Raw genomic sequence first — 14,859 nt, 5'->3', positions numbered from 1 at the left:
AAAAAATATAACTATTTAATGATAATAGTTTTTAAAAATAGTATTTATTTTTACTACTACTCAAAATCACAAAAGATAGTAAAAAAACTATTCCATACAATATATTTGAAAAAATTAAAGTTGCATATAATCCTTTTTTTGCAACAATTGGACTAGTGATGACAAATGTTAATAGTGTTCCAATGGTTCCAAAAAATAAAATTAAATTAATCAATTTCGCAGATGGTTTTTTAGTTTCTAATGATGCTAATGTTATAATAATAGTGTAAATTGCACTAGAAAAAAACCCTAAACTAATAATGGTATATTTTAGTGCGGAGTAACTTTTACTATAAATAAAACAGTACATAAGTATTGAAGAAACACCTGTTAAAAAAATAAACATACGTTGTAAATTAAAAAATTTAATTATAAAACTAAAACACCACATACCAATCATATATGCCATCCAAAAATTACTTACTAAAGTACCAGTTTTTTTGATATTGATATTTATGATTTCAGTAGCATATTGTGGAACCCAAGAAATAAAACTTAATTGTCCTAAAATATATAACAAAGCTGAAATAGATAATAAAATTATATTTATATTAAATTTTTTAATATTATCGTGATTTTTTGTTTTTTCTTCTAATATTGGAAATTGTGATTTTATTGTTAAAATAAAAATAAGGAAATAAATAATTCCTATAAATACATAAATCCAATACCATAAAAAATTTTTTTCTAATAGGTATGCGGAAATAATCGGAAATATCATTCCAGACATGCTAAAAAAAGAATCAGTAATTAACAATTTTGATCCTCTTTTTTCACCTGAATATAAATACGTAATAATGAAAGTACCAAGTGACATAGTTATTCCACTGACTAAACCAAGTATAAATATGTTTATAGAAAACACAAGTATATTACTTGAGAATACTATACCTATTATAGCTAATATTGAAAATAAAAAACCAAATATCAATTGTTTTTTTATTGATATAATATCCATTAGCCAAGAATTTAAAAAAATTGATATTAAAATACCTGCATTTAAAAAAGTAAAAATATTACTCATTTGTGATACAGATAAACTAAAATAATTGGCAATATCCCCCATTATCATTCCAGTAACAACAATTAACGCACCTGTGAAAGCGTATGAAAAAAAACTAATCCATGTAAGTTTTATTTGGTTGATATTTTTCATTTTTTTACCTTTTTTATTATAAAAATTAAAATTTTAAGATGTTTTATTTAAAATATCTTATTGGTAATTATTAAAATTATTGTATCAAGATGTTAAAATGTAAAATAGTTTTTTACTTTAATAAAATTTGTTTTGATGTTTTTAAGTTTGTTAATAAAATAAGTTTAAATTTAATAAAATATAATGTATATTTTAATTTTATCAGTTTATCTGTTTTAGCTGTAAAATGTTTTATTATTTTAGCAAATATGTTTTAGGAAAATTAATGATAAAAAAAATAAAATTAATTACGCGAGATAGTTTTAATCAATTAATTTTACCTGTTTATAATCCAGCATTTTTTATTCCAGTTAAAGGAAAAGGTAGTCGTATTTGGGATCAAAAAGGAAAGGAATATATTGATTTTTCAGGTGGAATTGCGGTGACATCGTTAGGTCATTGTCATCCCGTATTAAATAAAGTTTTAAATCAACAAAGTAAAAAATTATGGCATATTAGTAATGTTTTTACAAATGAACCAGCTTTACGTTTAGCCGATAAATTAATTTCATCGAGTTTTGCATCTCGTGTTTTTTTTGCGAATTCAGGTGCTGAAGCAAATGAAGCAGCGTTTAAATTAGCTCGTTATTATTCATCTAAAATATATAATTCAAAAAAAAATAAAATTATATCTTTTTATAATTCATTTCATGGACGAACTTTTTTTACTGTTTCTGTAGGTGGACAATCAAAATATTCTGATTTTTTTGGACCAAAACCTCCAGCAATTATGCATGCTAAATTTAATAAAATTGATACTGTTAAAGATATGATTGATGAAAATACTTCTGCTGTAGTTATGGAACTTATTCAGGGGGAAGGAGGAATTATACCAGCAGATGTTTCTTTTGTTAAAGAAGTTAGAGATCTTTGTTGTAAATATAATGCACTTTTAATTTTTGATGAAATCCAAACTGGAATAGGTAGAACTGGTAAGTTATATTCATATGAATATTATGAAGTACAACCTGATATTTTAACTATTGCAAAGTCGTTAGGTGGTGGTTTTCCAATAAGTGCAATGTTAACAACAAATCAAATTGCATCTGTAATGAAACCTGGTATTCATGGTACTACATATGGAGGAAACCCTCTTGCTTGTTCTGTTGCAGAATCTGTTATTGACATTGTTAATACAAAAAAAATTTTATCAGGTGTAGAAAAAAAATCAGAAAAAATTATTTCTGAATTACATTTTATTAATAAACGTTTTGAATTATTCACAGAAATACGAGGAAAAGGGTTGCTTATTGGTATTGTATTAAGACCAGAGTTTTCTGAAAAAATATATGATATTTTAAATTCTTTATTTTTAGAAGGTGTCATTGTTTTAACTGCAGGTAAAAATGTTATTCGATTAGCTCCTTCATTAATTATTAGTAAACGTGATATTGTTGAAGGTATGAAGCGTTTTTATCGTGCTCTAGAAAAATGTTTGTAGAAAACACGGTTTTATAAAGCTGTATTTTTAAAATTAATAAAATAGTGAAAAAAATTTATATTTTTTAATTTTTTAATATGTTTAATAATGTGGTGGTAGTTGAATTTTTGATAAACGATTAACACATAGTGTTATATAATTTAATTTCTTTGATAGTTCTTGCATTTTTTTTTGAATATTTATTATTTCCATTTGATATAGCAATATAGCTTCTTTAATTTCATTAATATCTTTTTTTTGAGTATCTAAAATTTTTCGTAAAATATGTTTTTTTTTATTCATTGTTAAAATTTTTTTTTAATTTTTAATATGTAAAATTATAATAATTAAATAATTTTATATTAAAAAATATGAATTTAATATAAAATTTTTTAAAAATAAAATAAATTTATTATTTTTTGCATTTTTTTTTGGAGTAATAAATGATTTTTTTTCTATTAAAAAGAATTTTATTGTTATATTTAATTTTTTTTATTCCAAAATCATTTTCAGAAAACCTACCTTTCTTTAAAATTCAATCTTATTCAGAAAAGAAAGAATTCTTTAAAAATGATAATGAGAAAATAGGATACTCTTTAGGAGTATCTTTAGGTAATTATGTAAACGAATCTTTTGAAAGACAAAAGAAAATGGGAATAAAACTAGACAAGTATAATATTTTATTAGGAGTTCAAGACGCTATTTCAGGCAATTTAAAACTATCACATGAAGAAATTTCTATTATTCTTCAAAAATTAGAAGAAAATTTAAAAAATATAGCAAAAATTCAATTTGAAAAAAGTGAAAAAGAAAATTTAATTCAAGGAAAACTATATATGAAAAATTTTTCTGAAATGAAAGGAGTAAATAAAACACCAAGTGGTCTTTTATATATTGTTGAAAAATCAGGTGAAGGTGAAGAAATAAAAACAAAAAATACAGAAATTACGGTTCATTATAAAGGATCGTTGATTAACGGTATGGAATTTGATAGTTCTTATAAACGAGGAAAACCTATAACACTAATGTTAAAAGATGTTATATTAGGTTGGCAAGAAGGTTTAAAGTATATTAAAAAAAGTGGTAAAATTAAATTAATTATACCTCCAAATTTAGGATACGGAAATAATACAATTAACGGAATTCCAGCAAATTCTATTTTAATTTTTGAAATAGAATTATTAGATGTAAAAAACATCTAATATTGTTTTTTTCTTTATTATTTATAGATATTAAATTCATTATACAAATAATATTCATTTTGAAACAAGATATTTTAACATGAATTATACAGTTTTAGTTACAGGTTCTGCTTATGGAACACAGAATGCCAGTACAGCCTTCCTATTTTGCCAATCATTAATAAAGATGTCTCATACATTAAATAGTGTTTTTTTTTACTGTGATGGAGTTCTTAATGCTAATAGTTTGAATAAACCAGCTGTCGATGAATTTGATTTACTTTCAGCATGGCAAGAATTAAATCAAAAAAATAAGGTAAAACTATATGTTTGTGTTAGTGCTGCTTTAAGACGAGGAATAATAGAAGATCAAAAAAAATTAAATATAAAAACTAAAAAAGGTAATTTTTCTTCTTTTTTTGAGTCGAGCGGATTGGTAGAATTAGCAAACTCTATAAAAATTTCTGATCGTATAATACAATTTTAATATAATATGTTTATTTCAATGAAAAAAATTGCTTTTGTTTTTTCTCATGCACCGCATGGGACTAGTTTTGGTAGAGAAGGATTAGATGCTGTTTTGGGTGTTTCTTTAATTATAGAAAAAATTAGTTTATTTTTTATTGGAGATGGAGTTTTACAGATTTTAAAAAGTTATAAATCCGAAAATATTTTAGCACGCAATTATACATCTTCTTTTCGTATATTACCTATATATGGTATTAAAAATTTTTATTGTTGCAAATCTTCATTGATTGATAGAGGATTAAATTTTCCTAATCAATTTATATTAAAAGTAAATATATTAAGTTCATATTTTTTTCGTCTAAAATTAGACGATCATGATGCAATTATTAATTTTTAAGGTACATAAATATGCTGCATACTTTAATGAAATCCCCTTTTGAAACTAACGTTTCTCTTTTTTCAAGTATGTTAAAAAAAACAGATGATTTTTTAGCTTTACAAGATGGGGTTTTAATTGCATTAATTGACAATATTTTTCTAAAAAATATCATTTTTTCTTCAGCAAATTTATATGTCATAAAAGAAGATGTTTACGCTAGGGGAATTCATAAAAATATTTCTAGTGATTTCATTTTAATTAGTTATATACATTTTGTCACTTTAACACTTAAAAACAAAAAACAAATGAGTTGGTAAAATATACTTATTTATTCTTTTGTTTATATATCCAATCCTAAAATTCTACATGATATAATATGACCTCAATTTTTTTATATTATCTTAATATTGCTCGTAGTATTAATTATTAATAAGGAGTTTATATATGGCCACGGTAAATCAATTGGTCCGTAAACCTCGTTTACGAAAAACAGTTAAAACGAACGTTCCTGCTTTAGAAAGTAGTCCTCAAAAAAGAGGTGTCTGCACTCGAGTTTATACAACTACTCCTAAAAAACCTAATTCAGCATTACGAAAAGTTTGTCGTGTAAGATTAACAAATGGTTTTGAAGTTACTGCTTATATTGGTGGAGAAGGGCATAATCTACAAGAACATTCTGTAATTTTAATACGTGGTGGTCGAGTAAAAGATTTGCCTGGAGTTCGATATCATATTGTTAGAGGTTCTCTAGATTGTGCTGGTGTTAAAGAACGAAAAAAGGGGCGCTCTAAATATGGTGTAAAAAAAGCAAAAGTTTAATTATATTTAATTTAGAGAATAAACAAATTTTTTATTTAATTTAATGGAGTGTTTTTGATGCCTCGTCGTCGTATTATTAGTACTCGTAAAATTTTACCGGATCCAAAATTTTCCTCAGAATTGTTAGCTAAATTTATTAATATTTTAATGGTAGATGGTAAAAAATCTATTGCAGAAGTAATTGTTTATACTGCATTAAAAAATTTATCTAAACGAACAGATAAAAAAGAATTAGAAGCATTTGAAATTGCTTTAGAAAATGTACGTCCAACAGTAGAAGTAAAATCTCGTCGTGTTGGTGGTTCAACATATCAAGTACCTGTCGAAGTTCGACCAGTTCGTCGTAATGCATTAGCAATGAGATGGATTGTAGATTCTGCTCGGAAAAGAGGGGATAAATCTATGGCGTTACGTTTATCTAATGAACTTTATGATGCCGTTGAAAATAAAGGAACATCTGTTAAAAAAAGAGAAGAAGTACATCGCATGGCTGAAGCAAATAAAGCTTTTGCTCATTATCGTTGGTAATTATTTTTAAAATATTTTCTAATTTATATAACATTGGGGCAATTGTTTTATTTTGCTCATACGGTGATAACTTTTAAAAACCTAAAGATGAGAAAACAATTATGTCTCGTACAACACCTATTTCTCAATATCGTAATATTGGTATCAGTGCCCATATAGATGCAGGGAAGACTACTACCACTGAAAGAATTTTATTTTATACTGGCATTAATCATAAAATTGGTGAAGTTCATGATGGTGCTGCTACTATGGATTGGATGGAACAAGAACAAGAAAGAGGAATTACTATAACATCTGCTGCTACTACTGCATTTTGGAGTGGTATGGCCAAACAATTTAGACCTCACAGAATTAATATTATTGATACACCTGGACACGTTGATTTTACCATAGAAGTTGAACGTTCAATGCGTGTATTAGACGGTGCTGTCATGGTTTATTGTGCAGTGGGAGGTGTACAACCTCAATCAGAAACTGTATGGCGACAAGCAAATAAATATAATGTTCCTCGTATAGCTTTCATAAATAAAATGGATCGTATGGGGGCTAATTTTTTAAGAGCAGTAAAACAAATTAAAACACGATTAGGAGGTAATCCTGTACCACTTCAATTGGCTATTGGATCAGAAGAAAATTTTAAAGGAGTGATAGATTTAATAAAAATGAAAGCCATTAAATGGAAAGATGTCGATCAAGGAATAACTTTTACTTATGATGAAATTCCATCTGATATGGTTGAATTATCTGAAAAATGGAATCAAAATTTAATTGAGGCAGCTGTTGAATCTAACGAAGACTTAATGGAAAAATATTTAAGTGGGATTACATTATCTGAACAAGAAATAAAATCAGAGTTACGAAAACGATCTTTAAATAATGAAATTACACTGATTACCTGTGGTTCTGCCTTTAAAAACAAGGGAGTACAAGCCTTATTAGATGCGATAATTGAATATTTGCCTGCTCCTAACGACATTCAAGATATTAAGGGGATTTTAAATGATCAAGTCAGCACTGTTTCCGTAAGATCATCAAATGATGAAGCCCCATTTTCAGCGTTAGCATTTAAAATTGCTAGTGATCCGTTTGTAGGAAACTTAACGTTTTTTCGTGTATATTCAGGAATAGTAAAATCTGGAGATACTGTTTTTAATTCTGTTAAATCTCAACGTGAAAGATTTGGTAGGATTGTTCAAATGCATGCAAATAAGAGAGAAGAAATAAAAGAAGTGTATGCAGGAGACATAGCGGCAGCTATTGGTTTAAAAGATGTAACTACTGGTGATACATTATGTGATTTAAATGAACCTATTATTTTAGAACGAATGGAATTCCCAGAACCCGTGATATCTATTTCTGTCGAACCTAAAACAAAGGCTGATCAGGAAAAAATGGGTTTATCATTAGCTAGATTAGCAAAAGAAGATCCTTCTTTTAGAGTTCGAACAGATCAAGAATCTAATCAAACAATCATTTCTGGAATGGGAGAATTACATTTAGAAATAATTGTTGATCGAATGAAACGAGAATTCAGTGTTGATGCTAATGTTGGAAAACCACAAGTTGCATATCGTGAAACTATTCTGAATAAAGTCACAGATATTGAAGGAAAACACATCAAACAATCTGGTGGAAGAGGTCAGTATGGTCATGTTGTTATAGAATTATTTCCATTAGAACCAGGAGGTAAGGGGTATTTATTTGTTAATGACATAAAAGGAGGTGTAATACCTAGTGAATATATTTCAGCAATTGATAAAGGGATTCAAGAACAGTTAAAATATGGGCCTTTAGCCGGATATCCTGTTGTAGATATAGGAGTACGACTATATTTTGGTTCATATCATGATGTTGATTCTTCAGAATTAGCTTTTAAATTAGCAGCTTCTTTAGCGTTTAAAAACGGATTTAAACAAGCAAAACCAATTTTATTAGAACCTATTATGAAAGTAGAAGTAGAAACACCAGATGATTATATGGGAGATGTAATTGGTGATTTAAATCGTCGAAGAGGAATTATTGAAGGAATGAAAGATTTAGAAATGGGTAAAATTATTAATGCATGTGTTCCTTTGTCTGAAATGTTTGGTTATGCTACTGATTTACGTTCTCAAACTCAAGGTAGAGCTTCTTATTCCATGGAGTTTTTAAAATATGTAGAAGCACCATCTGTTATTTCTGAATTAATAATCAAAAAAAGAGAGAGATAGAAAAAATTTTTCTATAAAATAATTTTTGATAAAATTTTAAATTTAAAAGGGTATAATAATGTCAAAAGAAAAATTTCAACGTTTAAAACCTCATATAAACGTAGGAACTATAGGTCACGTGGATCATGGAAAAACAACATTAACTGCAGCAATTACCACTGTCTTATCAAAAAAATATGGAGGTTCCGCTCGTGCTTTTGATCAAATAGATAATGCTCCAGAAGAAAAAGCAAGAGGTATTACCATTAATACTTCTCATGTAGAATATGATACTGAATTTAGGCATTATGCACATGTAGATTGTCCTGGTCATGCTGATTATATAAAAAATATGATTACTGGTGCAGCTCAAATGGATGGTGCAATTTTAGTCGTGGCTGCTACTGATGGACCAATGCCTCAAACTCGAGAACACATTTTACTTGGTAGACAAGTTGGAGTTCCTTATATTATTGTTTTTTTAAATAAATGTGATATGGTAGATGATGAAGAATTACTAGAATTAGTAGAAATGGAAGTTCGTGATTTATTGACACAGTATGATTTTCCTGGAGATGATACTCCTATTATTCGTGGTTCTGCTCTTAAAGCTTTAGAAGGTGATTCGGAATGGGAATCAAAAATACTTGATTTATCTAAATTTTTAGATACTTATATTCCAGAACCAAAAAGAGCGATTGATCAACCGTTTTTATTGCCTATAGAAGATGTTTTTTCTATATCAGGAAGAGGAACTGTTGTTACTGGAAGAGTTGAAAAAGGTATTATTAAAGTCGGAGAAGAAGTAGAAATTGTAGGCATTAAAAAAACAACTAAAACGACTTGTACAGGCGTTGAAATGTTTAGGAAATTATTAGATGAAGGTCGTGCTGGAGAAAATGTAGGTGTTCTGCTTCGTGGTACAAAACGAGATGAAATTGAAAGAGGTCAAGTTTTAGCAAAACCAGGTAGTATTCATCCACATACAACATTTGAGTCTGAAGTCTATGTTTTATCCAAAGAAGAAGGTGGGCGTCATACTCCATTTTTTAAGGGATATCGTCCTCAGTTTTATTTTCGAACTACTGATGTAACAGGTTCTATTGAGTTACCTGAAGGAGTAGAGATGGTCATGCCAGGAGATAATATTAAAATGACTGTTACTTTAATTCATCCAATCGCTATGACAGATGGTTTACGATTTGCTATACGAGAAGGTGGTCGTACTGTTGGAGCCGGTGTCGTTTCTAAAGTTTTAGTTTAATTTTTTATACTGTACTTAGTTGAATTTATTAAGAAAAGAGTATAAAATGCTCTTTTCTTGATTGATTGTAATTAAACATATCATAAATTTTGGATGGATATTTGTGAAATAAAATATTTTTAAAAAAATAAATTTTTATATATTTATATTCTAAAAACCCTACAATACTCCTAATATAGGAGTTATATAAGAGCAATTAATTTCATCTGATCTCTAAAAAATATATATAGAGATAGGATAAAATTTTTATTTTTAAAATAAAATTGGAGTTCTGGTCTAATGCAGAACCAAAGAATTCGTATTCGTTTAAAAGCTTTTGATCATAGATTGATTGATCAATCAACTGCTGAAATTGTTGAGACAGCTAAAAGAACTGGTGCGCAAGTTCGCGGACCAATTCCCTTACCAACTCGTAAAGAACGCTTTACTATTTTAATTTCTCCACATGTAAATAAAGATGCACGTGATCAATACGAAATTCGTACACACAAGCGATTAATCGATATAGTGGAACCTACTGAAAAAACTGTTGATGCGCTTATGCGTCTGGATCTTGCTGCTGGTGTAGATGTTCAAATCAGCCTGGGTTAATCAAATGTGTATATATGATTAAAAAGGGTTTGAAAAATGATTGGTTTAGTTGGCAAAAAACTCGGTATGACTCGTATTTTTACTAAGGAAGGAAGTTCAATTCCTGTTACAGTAATTGAAATACAAGAAAATCGAATAACACAAATAAAGAATATTAAAACTGATAAATATTGTGCCATTCAAGTAACAACTGGTCTAAAAAAATTAAATAGGCTTAAAAAACCAGAGTCAGGTCACTTTTTAAAATCAGGTGTAATTCCTGGTCGTGGTTTATGGGAATTTAGAATTAATAGCAATGAAAACTTTCAAATAGGTCAAAGTATAAAAATTAATATTTTTAATGATGTTAAGAAAGTAGATGTTACAGGTATTTCTAAAGGAAAAGGCTTTTCTGGTACTGTAAAACGTTGGAATTTTCGGACTCAAGATGCAAGTCATGGAAATTCTTTATCTCATAGAGTGCCAGGTTCTATCGGTCAAAATCAAACTCCAGGTAGAGTATTTAAAGGAAAAAAAATGGCAGGGCACTTAGGTAATAATCGTGTTACAGTGCAAAATTTAAACATAGTAAATATTGACCAAAATCGTAACTTACTTTTAGTAAAAGGTGCTGTTCCAGGACCTACCGGTAGTGATCTTATCGTTAAACCAGCTGTTAAGATTTGAGGAATAAGGAGTTAAGCATGGAATTAGTGATTAAAGACGTGCCAAGCCTTCTTAGTGTTTCTGAAATTATTTTTGGTCGAGATTTTAATGAAGCTCTAATTCATCAAGTAGTTGTTGCCTATTCAGCTTCTACTCGTCAAGGTACACGAGCTCAAAAAAGTCGTGCTGATGTTTCTGGATCAGGTAGAAAACCATGGCGTCAAAAAGGTACTGGTCGCGCACGTGCAGGTTCTTTTAGAAGTCCTATCTGGCGGTCAGGAGGAGTAACATTTGCTTCAAAACCACAAGAACATTCTCAGAAAATTAATAAAAAAATGTATCGTGGTGCGCTAAAAAGTATTTTTTCTGAATTAATACGTCAAAAAAGATTAATTATATTTGAAAAATTCTCGTTAAATTTACCTAAAACAAATCTTTTAGTCAAAAAATTGAAAGAAATAAATTTAAATAATGTTCTTATTTTAACTAAAGAGATAGAAAATAATTTATTTCTTGCTTCTAGAAATTTATATTCAGTTGATGTAAAAGATGTATGTTCTATGGATCCAGTTAGTTTAATTGCTTTTGAGCATATTATAATTACTGTTGAAGCATTAAAGAAGGTAGAGGAAATACTTTCATGATTTCTGAAGAACGTTTGCTTAAGATATTACTTTCTCCACATATATCTGAAAAATCGTCTATATCTATGGAAAAATTTAATACTGTCGTTTTAAAAGTTTCTAGAAATGCAACTAAAAATGAAATTAAATTTGCAGTACAAAATTTATTTAATATAGAAGTTGATAGCGTAAAAACAGTATATGTTAAAGGTAAAAAAAAGCGTCAATCTAATCGTGTTATTCATCGAAGCGATTGGAAAAAAGCTTATATTAAAGTCAAAAAAGGTCAAAACTTAGATTTTATGGGTAACATAGAGTAGTCGGAGGAGAAAACAATGGCAATTGTGAAATGCAAACCGACATCTCCCGGTCGTCGCCACGTTATTAAAGTTGTAAATAAAGAACTGTATAAAGGAAAGCCATATTCTTTCCTTTTATCAAAAAAAAGTAAAACTGGAGGACGAAATAATAACGGTAGAATTACAACTCGTCACATTGGTGGAGGACATAAGAGAGCATATCGAATAATAGATTTTAAAAGAAATAAAGATAATATAGAGGCATCTGTAGAACGATTTGAATATGATCCTAATCGTTCATCTAATATTGCATTAATATTGTATAAAGATGGAAAAAGAGATTATATTTTAGCACCTAAAAATTTAAAAGTAGGTGATACTATTTTATCTGGTATAAATATTCCTATTAAAATAGGAAATGCTTTGCCTATAAAAAATATCCCAGTTGGTTCGTTTATTCATAATGTAGAAATGAAACCAGGAAAGGGAGGTCAAATAGCTCGCTCTGCTGGAAGTTATGTACAATTAGTTGCATGTGACAAAGATTATGCCACCTTAAGATTAAGATCAGGTGAAATGAGAAAAACAGAGGCTAATTGTAGAGCTACGATTGGTGAAGTTGGAAATTCTGAACATATGTTGAAAGTTTTAGGAAAAGCAGGTGCTTCACGTTGGATGGGAATTCGACCAACTGTTCGAGGTACAGCTATGAATCCAGTTGATCATCCTCATGGAGGTGGTGAAGGAAGAAATTTTGGAAAACATCCAGTAACACCATGGGGACTTCAAACTAAAGGTAAGAAAACCCGGAAAAACAAGCGTACTGAAAAATTTATTTTGCGTCATCGTCATAAATAACTTTAGAGGATCATTTATGCCACGTTCTCTTAAAAAAGGTCCTTTCATCGATGTCAGTCTGTTAAAAAAAGTAGAAAAAGCAGTAAAGATGAATGATAAGAAACCTTTAAAAACATGGTCTAGACGTTCAACAGTTTTTCCGAATATGGTGGGTTTAACAATATCTGTTCATAATGGACGTCATCATATTCCAATTTTTATTACTGAAGAAATGGTTGGTCATAAATTAGGTGAATTTTCTTTAACTCGGACTTATAGAGGACACGTTGCCGATAAAAAAGTAAAAAAACGTTAGATAAAAAAATGAGGAACAAATGGAAACTTTAGCTCAACATCGTCAAGCCCGTTGTTCTGCTCAAAAAGTTCGTTTAATAGCAGATTTGATTCGTGGTAAAAAAGTCCCTAAAGCACTAAACATTTTAAATTTTAATAATAAAAAAGCTGCTGTTTTAGTAAAAAAAGTTTTGGAATCGGCCATAGCAAATGCTGAACATAATAACGGTTTAGATGTAGATCAATTACGAATAAAAAATATATTTGTTGACGAAGGTTCAACTATGAAAAGAATGATGCCACGTGCTAAAGGACGTGCAGATCGTATTTTAAAACGTACTAGTCATATTACTGTAATTGTGTCTGATCGTTAACATTTTGGAGAAGAGGTAAATGGGTCAAAAAGTACATCCTAATGGTATGCGACTAGGTATAATAAAAAAATGGAATTCTGTATGGTTTGCGAATACTAAAGATTTTGCTGATCATTTAGACAGTGATTATAAAGTTCGTCAATTTTTGATGAAAAAATTAATAAAAGCATCAGTTTCTCGAATTATTATTGAAAGACCAGCTAAAAGTATTCGTGTTACCATTTATACAGCTAGACCAGGTATTGTAATAGGAAAAAAAGGGGAAGATGTAGAAAAACTTAGGATTAAAATCGCAAGAATTACTGGTGTACCAGCTCAGATAAATATTTCTGAAGTTCGTAAACCGGAGTTAGATGCTAAACTTATTTCCGAGAGTATTACCTCTCAATTAGAAAGACGAGTCATGTTTCGACGTGCTATGAAAAGATCTGTCCAAAATGCCATGAGACAAGGTGCAAAAGGTATTAAGGTAGAAGTTAGTGGTCGATTAGGAGGTGCTGAAATCGCCCGAAGAGAATGGTATAGAGAAGGACGAGTTCCATTACATACTCTTCGTGCAGACATTGATTATAGCATTTCAGAAGCACATACAACATATGGTGTAATAGGTGTAAAAGTATGGATTTTTAAAGGAGAAATATTGGGTGGAATGTCAACTGTTGAAAAATTAGAAAAACCTTCTGTTCAAATAAAAAAGCAACATCGCAAAAATCGTAAGTAGGAGAACATATTAATGTTGCAACCAAAACGTACTAAATTTCGTAAAATGCATAAAGGTCGCAATCGTGGACTTGCTATTGGTGCTAATGTTAGTTTTGGTATGTTTGGATTAAAAGCAATTGATCGAGGACGTTTAACAGCTCGACAAATTGAATCTGCACGTAGAGCTATAACTCGCTGTATTAAAAGGCAAGGCAAAATTTGGATACGTGTTTTTCCTGATAAACCTATAACTCAAAAACCATTAGAAGTAAGAATGGGTAAAGGAAAAGGTAATGTTGAATATTGGGTTGCTTTAATTCAACCGGGTAAAATTCTTTATGAAATGGATGGAGTTTCTGAAGAAGAATCACGTGAAGCATTCAAATTAGCGGCAGCAAAATTACCTATTAAAACTACTTTTGTAACTAAAATGGTGATGTAATGAAGGAAATACTAAAATTGCGCAAAAAAAATCACCAAGATCTTAATGTAGAACTCTTACAATTATTAAGAGAACAATTTAATCTTCGTATGCAATCTGCATCTGGAAAATTAAAGCAACCACATTTATTGCGTAAAGTTAGAAGAAATATTGCACAGGTAAAGATGTTATTAACGGAAAAGGAATGTGCAAAATGAAAGAAAAAATCAGCACTTTACAAGGTCGTGTTACAAGCAATAAGATGAACAAATCTGCTGTTGTTGCAATTGAACGTTTTGTAAAACATCCAATTTACGGAAAATTTGTTAAAAAAACAACAAAATTACATATCCATGATGAAAAAAATGAATGTTCTCTTGGTGATTTAATAGAAATTCGTGAATCTAGACCCATTTCTAAAACTAAGTCTTGGGTTTTAGTTAGAATTATTGAAAAGAATATTTTTTAAAAATTATTTTTAAAAACATGAACAAACTTAGGTCTGCTCATGTTTTCTATTCATTCAAGATAACTGATGTTATAATATTTTAAACTTTTTTTTAATCAAATTACTATAATTATTCGGAATTT

The 14,859-nt window shown here is 29.1% G+C and carries 22 protein-coding genes; 20 read left to right on the top strand and 2 right to left on the bottom strand.

What is annotated here, in order from left to right:
* Positions 1–31: 31 nt before the first annotated feature.
* Complete coding sequence (tsgA, locus tag D9V76_RS02750; RefSeq protein ID WP_158337574.1) at positions 32–1,195, bottom strand: MFS transporter TsgA; 1,164 nt, start codon at positions 1,193–1,195, stop codon at positions 32–34.
* A 265-nt stretch (positions 1,196–1,460) separates the two neighbouring features.
* Between tsgA and D9V76_RS02745 the strand changes: the two genes are divergently transcribed.
* Entirely contained in the window at positions 1,461–2,675 is a 1,215-nt protein-coding gene (locus D9V76_RS02745) for an aspartate aminotransferase family protein (RefSeq protein WP_158337572.1), read from the top strand.
* Between the two features lie 81 nt (positions 2,676–2,756).
* Here D9V76_RS02745 and D9V76_RS02740 read toward each other — a convergent pair whose 3' ends face one another.
* Positions 2,757–2,957, bottom strand: coding sequence for a hypothetical protein (locus D9V76_RS02740; RefSeq protein ID WP_158337570.1), 201 nt, complete (start codon positions 2,955–2,957; stop codon positions 2,757–2,759).
* 140 nt (positions 2,958–3,097) lie between these two features.
* Here D9V76_RS02740 and fkpA point away from each other — a divergent pair, with 140 nt between their 5' ends.
* The 19 genes from fkpA (at position 3,098) to rpsQ (ending at position 14,737) form a co-directional block, all read left to right on the top strand.
* Complete coding sequence (gene fkpA / locus D9V76_RS02735) at positions 3,098–3,856, top strand: FKBP-type peptidyl-prolyl cis-trans isomerase (protein ID WP_158337568.1); 759 nt, start codon at positions 3,098–3,100, stop codon at positions 3,854–3,856.
* Between the two features lie 79 nt (positions 3,857–3,935).
* Positions 3,936–4,322 carry a sulfurtransferase complex subunit TusD gene (tusD, locus tag D9V76_RS02730; RefSeq protein ID WP_158337566.1) on the top strand — a complete coding sequence of 129 codons (387 nt, stop codon included), beginning with the start codon at positions 3,936–3,938 and terminating at the stop codon, positions 4,320–4,322.
* An 18-nt stretch (positions 4,323–4,340) separates the two neighbouring features.
* A complete protein-coding gene (gene tusC, locus D9V76_RS02725; RefSeq protein WP_158337564.1) occupies positions 4,341–4,700 on the top strand; it encodes a sulfurtransferase complex subunit TusC in 360 nt (119 codons plus the stop codon).
* Between the two features lie 11 nt (positions 4,701–4,711).
* Positions 4,712–4,999 carry a sulfurtransferase complex subunit TusB gene (tusB, locus tag D9V76_RS02720; protein ID WP_158337562.1) on the top strand — a complete coding sequence of 96 codons (288 nt, stop codon included), beginning with the start codon at positions 4,712–4,714 and terminating at the stop codon, positions 4,997–4,999.
* Between the two features lie 127 nt (positions 5,000–5,126).
* On the top strand, positions 5,127–5,501 hold the full coding sequence (gene rpsL, locus D9V76_RS02715) for a 30S ribosomal protein S12 (protein WP_158337560.1): 375 nt from the start codon (positions 5,127–5,129) through the stop codon (positions 5,499–5,501).
* A gap of 57 nt (positions 5,502–5,558) precedes the next feature.
* On the top strand, positions 5,559–6,029 hold the full coding sequence (rpsG, locus tag D9V76_RS02710; protein ID WP_158337558.1) for a 30S ribosomal protein S7: 471 nt from the start codon (positions 5,559–5,561) through the stop codon (positions 6,027–6,029).
* Positions 6,030–6,130: 101 nt separating this feature from the next.
* The gene (gene fusA / locus D9V76_RS02705) at positions 6,131–8,239 is read left to right on the top strand and encodes an elongation factor G (protein ID WP_158337556.1); all 2,109 of its coding nucleotides are present in this window, start codon (positions 6,131–6,133) and stop codon (positions 8,237–8,239) included.
* Positions 8,240–8,297: 58 nt separating this feature from the next.
* Complete coding sequence (gene tuf, locus D9V76_RS02700) at positions 8,298–9,482, top strand: elongation factor Tu (RefSeq protein WP_158337554.1); 1,185 nt, start codon at positions 8,298–8,300, stop codon at positions 9,480–9,482.
* A 279-nt stretch (positions 9,483–9,761) separates the two neighbouring features.
* A complete protein-coding gene (gene rpsJ / locus D9V76_RS02695) occupies positions 9,762–10,073 on the top strand; it encodes a 30S ribosomal protein S10 (protein ID WP_011054015.1) in 312 nt (103 codons plus the stop codon).
* A gap of 36 nt (positions 10,074–10,109) precedes the next feature.
* On the top strand, positions 10,110–10,739 hold the full coding sequence (gene rplC, locus D9V76_RS02690) for a 50S ribosomal protein L3 (RefSeq protein ID WP_158337552.1): 630 nt from the start codon (positions 10,110–10,112) through the stop codon (positions 10,737–10,739).
* Between the two features lie 17 nt (positions 10,740–10,756).
* A complete protein-coding gene (gene rplD / locus D9V76_RS02685) occupies positions 10,757–11,362 on the top strand; it encodes a 50S ribosomal protein L4 (protein ID WP_158337550.1) in 606 nt (201 codons plus the stop codon).
* A complete protein-coding gene (rplW, locus tag D9V76_RS02680; protein ID WP_158337548.1) occupies positions 11,359–11,661 on the top strand; it encodes a 50S ribosomal protein L23 in 303 nt (100 codons plus the stop codon). The genes rplD and rplW overlap by 4 nt, the downstream gene beginning before the upstream one ends.
* 15 nt (positions 11,662–11,676) lie before the next feature.
* On the top strand, positions 11,677–12,498 hold the full coding sequence (gene rplB, locus D9V76_RS02675) for a 50S ribosomal protein L2 (protein WP_158337545.1): 822 nt from the start codon (positions 11,677–11,679) through the stop codon (positions 12,496–12,498).
* A 16-nt stretch (positions 12,499–12,514) separates the two neighbouring features.
* Positions 12,515–12,793, top strand: coding sequence for a 30S ribosomal protein S19 (gene rpsS / locus D9V76_RS02670; RefSeq protein WP_158337543.1), 279 nt, complete (start codon positions 12,515–12,517; stop codon positions 12,791–12,793).
* A gap of 19 nt (positions 12,794–12,812) precedes the next feature.
* Entirely contained in the window at positions 12,813–13,145 is a 333-nt protein-coding gene (gene rplV, locus D9V76_RS02665) for a 50S ribosomal protein L22 (RefSeq protein WP_158337541.1), read from the top strand.
* Between the two features lie 19 nt (positions 13,146–13,164).
* Complete coding sequence (rpsC, locus tag D9V76_RS02660; RefSeq protein WP_158337539.1) at positions 13,165–13,866, top strand: 30S ribosomal protein S3; 702 nt, start codon at positions 13,165–13,167, stop codon at positions 13,864–13,866.
* A gap of 12 nt (positions 13,867–13,878) precedes the next feature.
* Positions 13,879–14,289 (top strand): 50S ribosomal protein L16, encoded by a 411-nt coding sequence (rplP, locus tag D9V76_RS02655; RefSeq protein ID WP_158337537.1) that lies wholly within the window; start codon positions 13,879–13,881, stop codon positions 14,287–14,289.
* Positions 14,289–14,486 (top strand): 50S ribosomal protein L29, encoded by a 198-nt coding sequence (rpmC, locus tag D9V76_RS02650; RefSeq protein WP_158337535.1) that lies wholly within the window; start codon positions 14,289–14,291, stop codon positions 14,484–14,486. The genes rplP and rpmC overlap by 1 nt, the downstream gene beginning before the upstream one ends.
* On the top strand, positions 14,483–14,737 hold the full coding sequence (rpsQ, locus tag D9V76_RS02645) for a 30S ribosomal protein S17 (RefSeq protein WP_158337533.1): 255 nt from the start codon (positions 14,483–14,485) through the stop codon (positions 14,735–14,737). Before rpmC ends, rpsQ begins: the two co-directional genes overlap by 4 nt.
* The last annotated feature ends 122 nt before the right edge of the window (positions 14,738–14,859 follow it).

It is taken from the genome of Buchnera aphidicola (Rhopalosiphum padi), assembly GCF_005080845.1.
Taxonomy (GTDB): Bacteria; Pseudomonadota; Gammaproteobacteria; order Enterobacterales; family Enterobacteriaceae; genus Buchnera; species Buchnera aphidicola_AO.
Note: the sequence above shows the minus strand (reverse complement) of the source record. Positions and strands in the feature narration are given on the sequence as shown.

Bases quoted from the DNA above. Each gene is read 5' to 3' on its own strand.
- tsgA (WP_158337574.1), bottom strand. From the start codon at position 1,195: ATGAAAAATATCAACCAAATAAAACTTACATGGATTAGTTTTTTTTCA.
- D9V76_RS02745 (WP_158337572.1), top strand. From the start codon at position 1,461: ATGATAAAAAAAATAAAATTAATTACGCGAGATAGTTTTAATCAATTA.
- D9V76_RS02740 (WP_158337570.1), bottom strand. From the start codon at position 2,957: ATGAATAAAAAAAAACATATTTTACGAAAAATTTTAGATACTCAAAAA.
- fkpA (WP_158337568.1), top strand. From the start codon at position 3,098: ATGATTTTTTTTCTATTAAAAAGAATTTTATTGTTATATTTAATTTTT.
- tusD (WP_158337566.1), top strand. From the start codon at position 3,936: ATGAATTATACAGTTTTAGTTACAGGTTCTGCTTATGGAACACAGAAT.
- tusC (WP_158337564.1), top strand. From the start codon at position 4,341: ATGAAAAAAATTGCTTTTGTTTTTTCTCATGCACCGCATGGGACTAGT.
- tusB (WP_158337562.1), top strand. From the start codon at position 4,712: ATGCTGCATACTTTAATGAAATCCCCTTTTGAAACTAACGTTTCTCTT.
- rpsL (WP_158337560.1), top strand. From the start codon at position 5,127: ATGGCCACGGTAAATCAATTGGTCCGTAAACCTCGTTTACGAAAAACA.
- rpsG (WP_158337558.1), top strand. From the start codon at position 5,559: ATGCCTCGTCGTCGTATTATTAGTACTCGTAAAATTTTACCGGATCCA.
- fusA (WP_158337556.1), top strand. From the start codon at position 6,131: ATGTCTCGTACAACACCTATTTCTCAATATCGTAATATTGGTATCAGT.
- tuf (WP_158337554.1), top strand. From the start codon at position 8,298: ATGTCAAAAGAAAAATTTCAACGTTTAAAACCTCATATAAACGTAGGA.
- rpsJ (WP_011054015.1), top strand. From the start codon at position 9,762: ATGCAGAACCAAAGAATTCGTATTCGTTTAAAAGCTTTTGATCATAGA.
- rplC (WP_158337552.1), top strand. From the start codon at position 10,110: ATGATTGGTTTAGTTGGCAAAAAACTCGGTATGACTCGTATTTTTACT.
- rplD (WP_158337550.1), top strand. From the start codon at position 10,757: ATGGAATTAGTGATTAAAGACGTGCCAAGCCTTCTTAGTGTTTCTGAA.
- rplW (WP_158337548.1), top strand. From the start codon at position 11,359: ATGATTTCTGAAGAACGTTTGCTTAAGATATTACTTTCTCCACATATA.
- rplB (WP_158337545.1), top strand. From the start codon at position 11,677: ATGGCAATTGTGAAATGCAAACCGACATCTCCCGGTCGTCGCCACGTT.
- rpsS (WP_158337543.1), top strand. From the start codon at position 12,515: ATGCCACGTTCTCTTAAAAAAGGTCCTTTCATCGATGTCAGTCTGTTA.
- rplV (WP_158337541.1), top strand. From the start codon at position 12,813: ATGGAAACTTTAGCTCAACATCGTCAAGCCCGTTGTTCTGCTCAAAAA.
- rpsC (WP_158337539.1), top strand. From the start codon at position 13,165: ATGGGTCAAAAAGTACATCCTAATGGTATGCGACTAGGTATAATAAAA.
- rplP (WP_158337537.1), top strand. From the start codon at position 13,879: ATGTTGCAACCAAAACGTACTAAATTTCGTAAAATGCATAAAGGTCGC.
- rpmC (WP_158337535.1), top strand. From the start codon at position 14,289: ATGAAGGAAATACTAAAATTGCGCAAAAAAAATCACCAAGATCTTAAT.
- rpsQ (WP_158337533.1), top strand. From the start codon at position 14,483: ATGAAAGAAAAAATCAGCACTTTACAAGGTCGTGTTACAAGCAATAAG.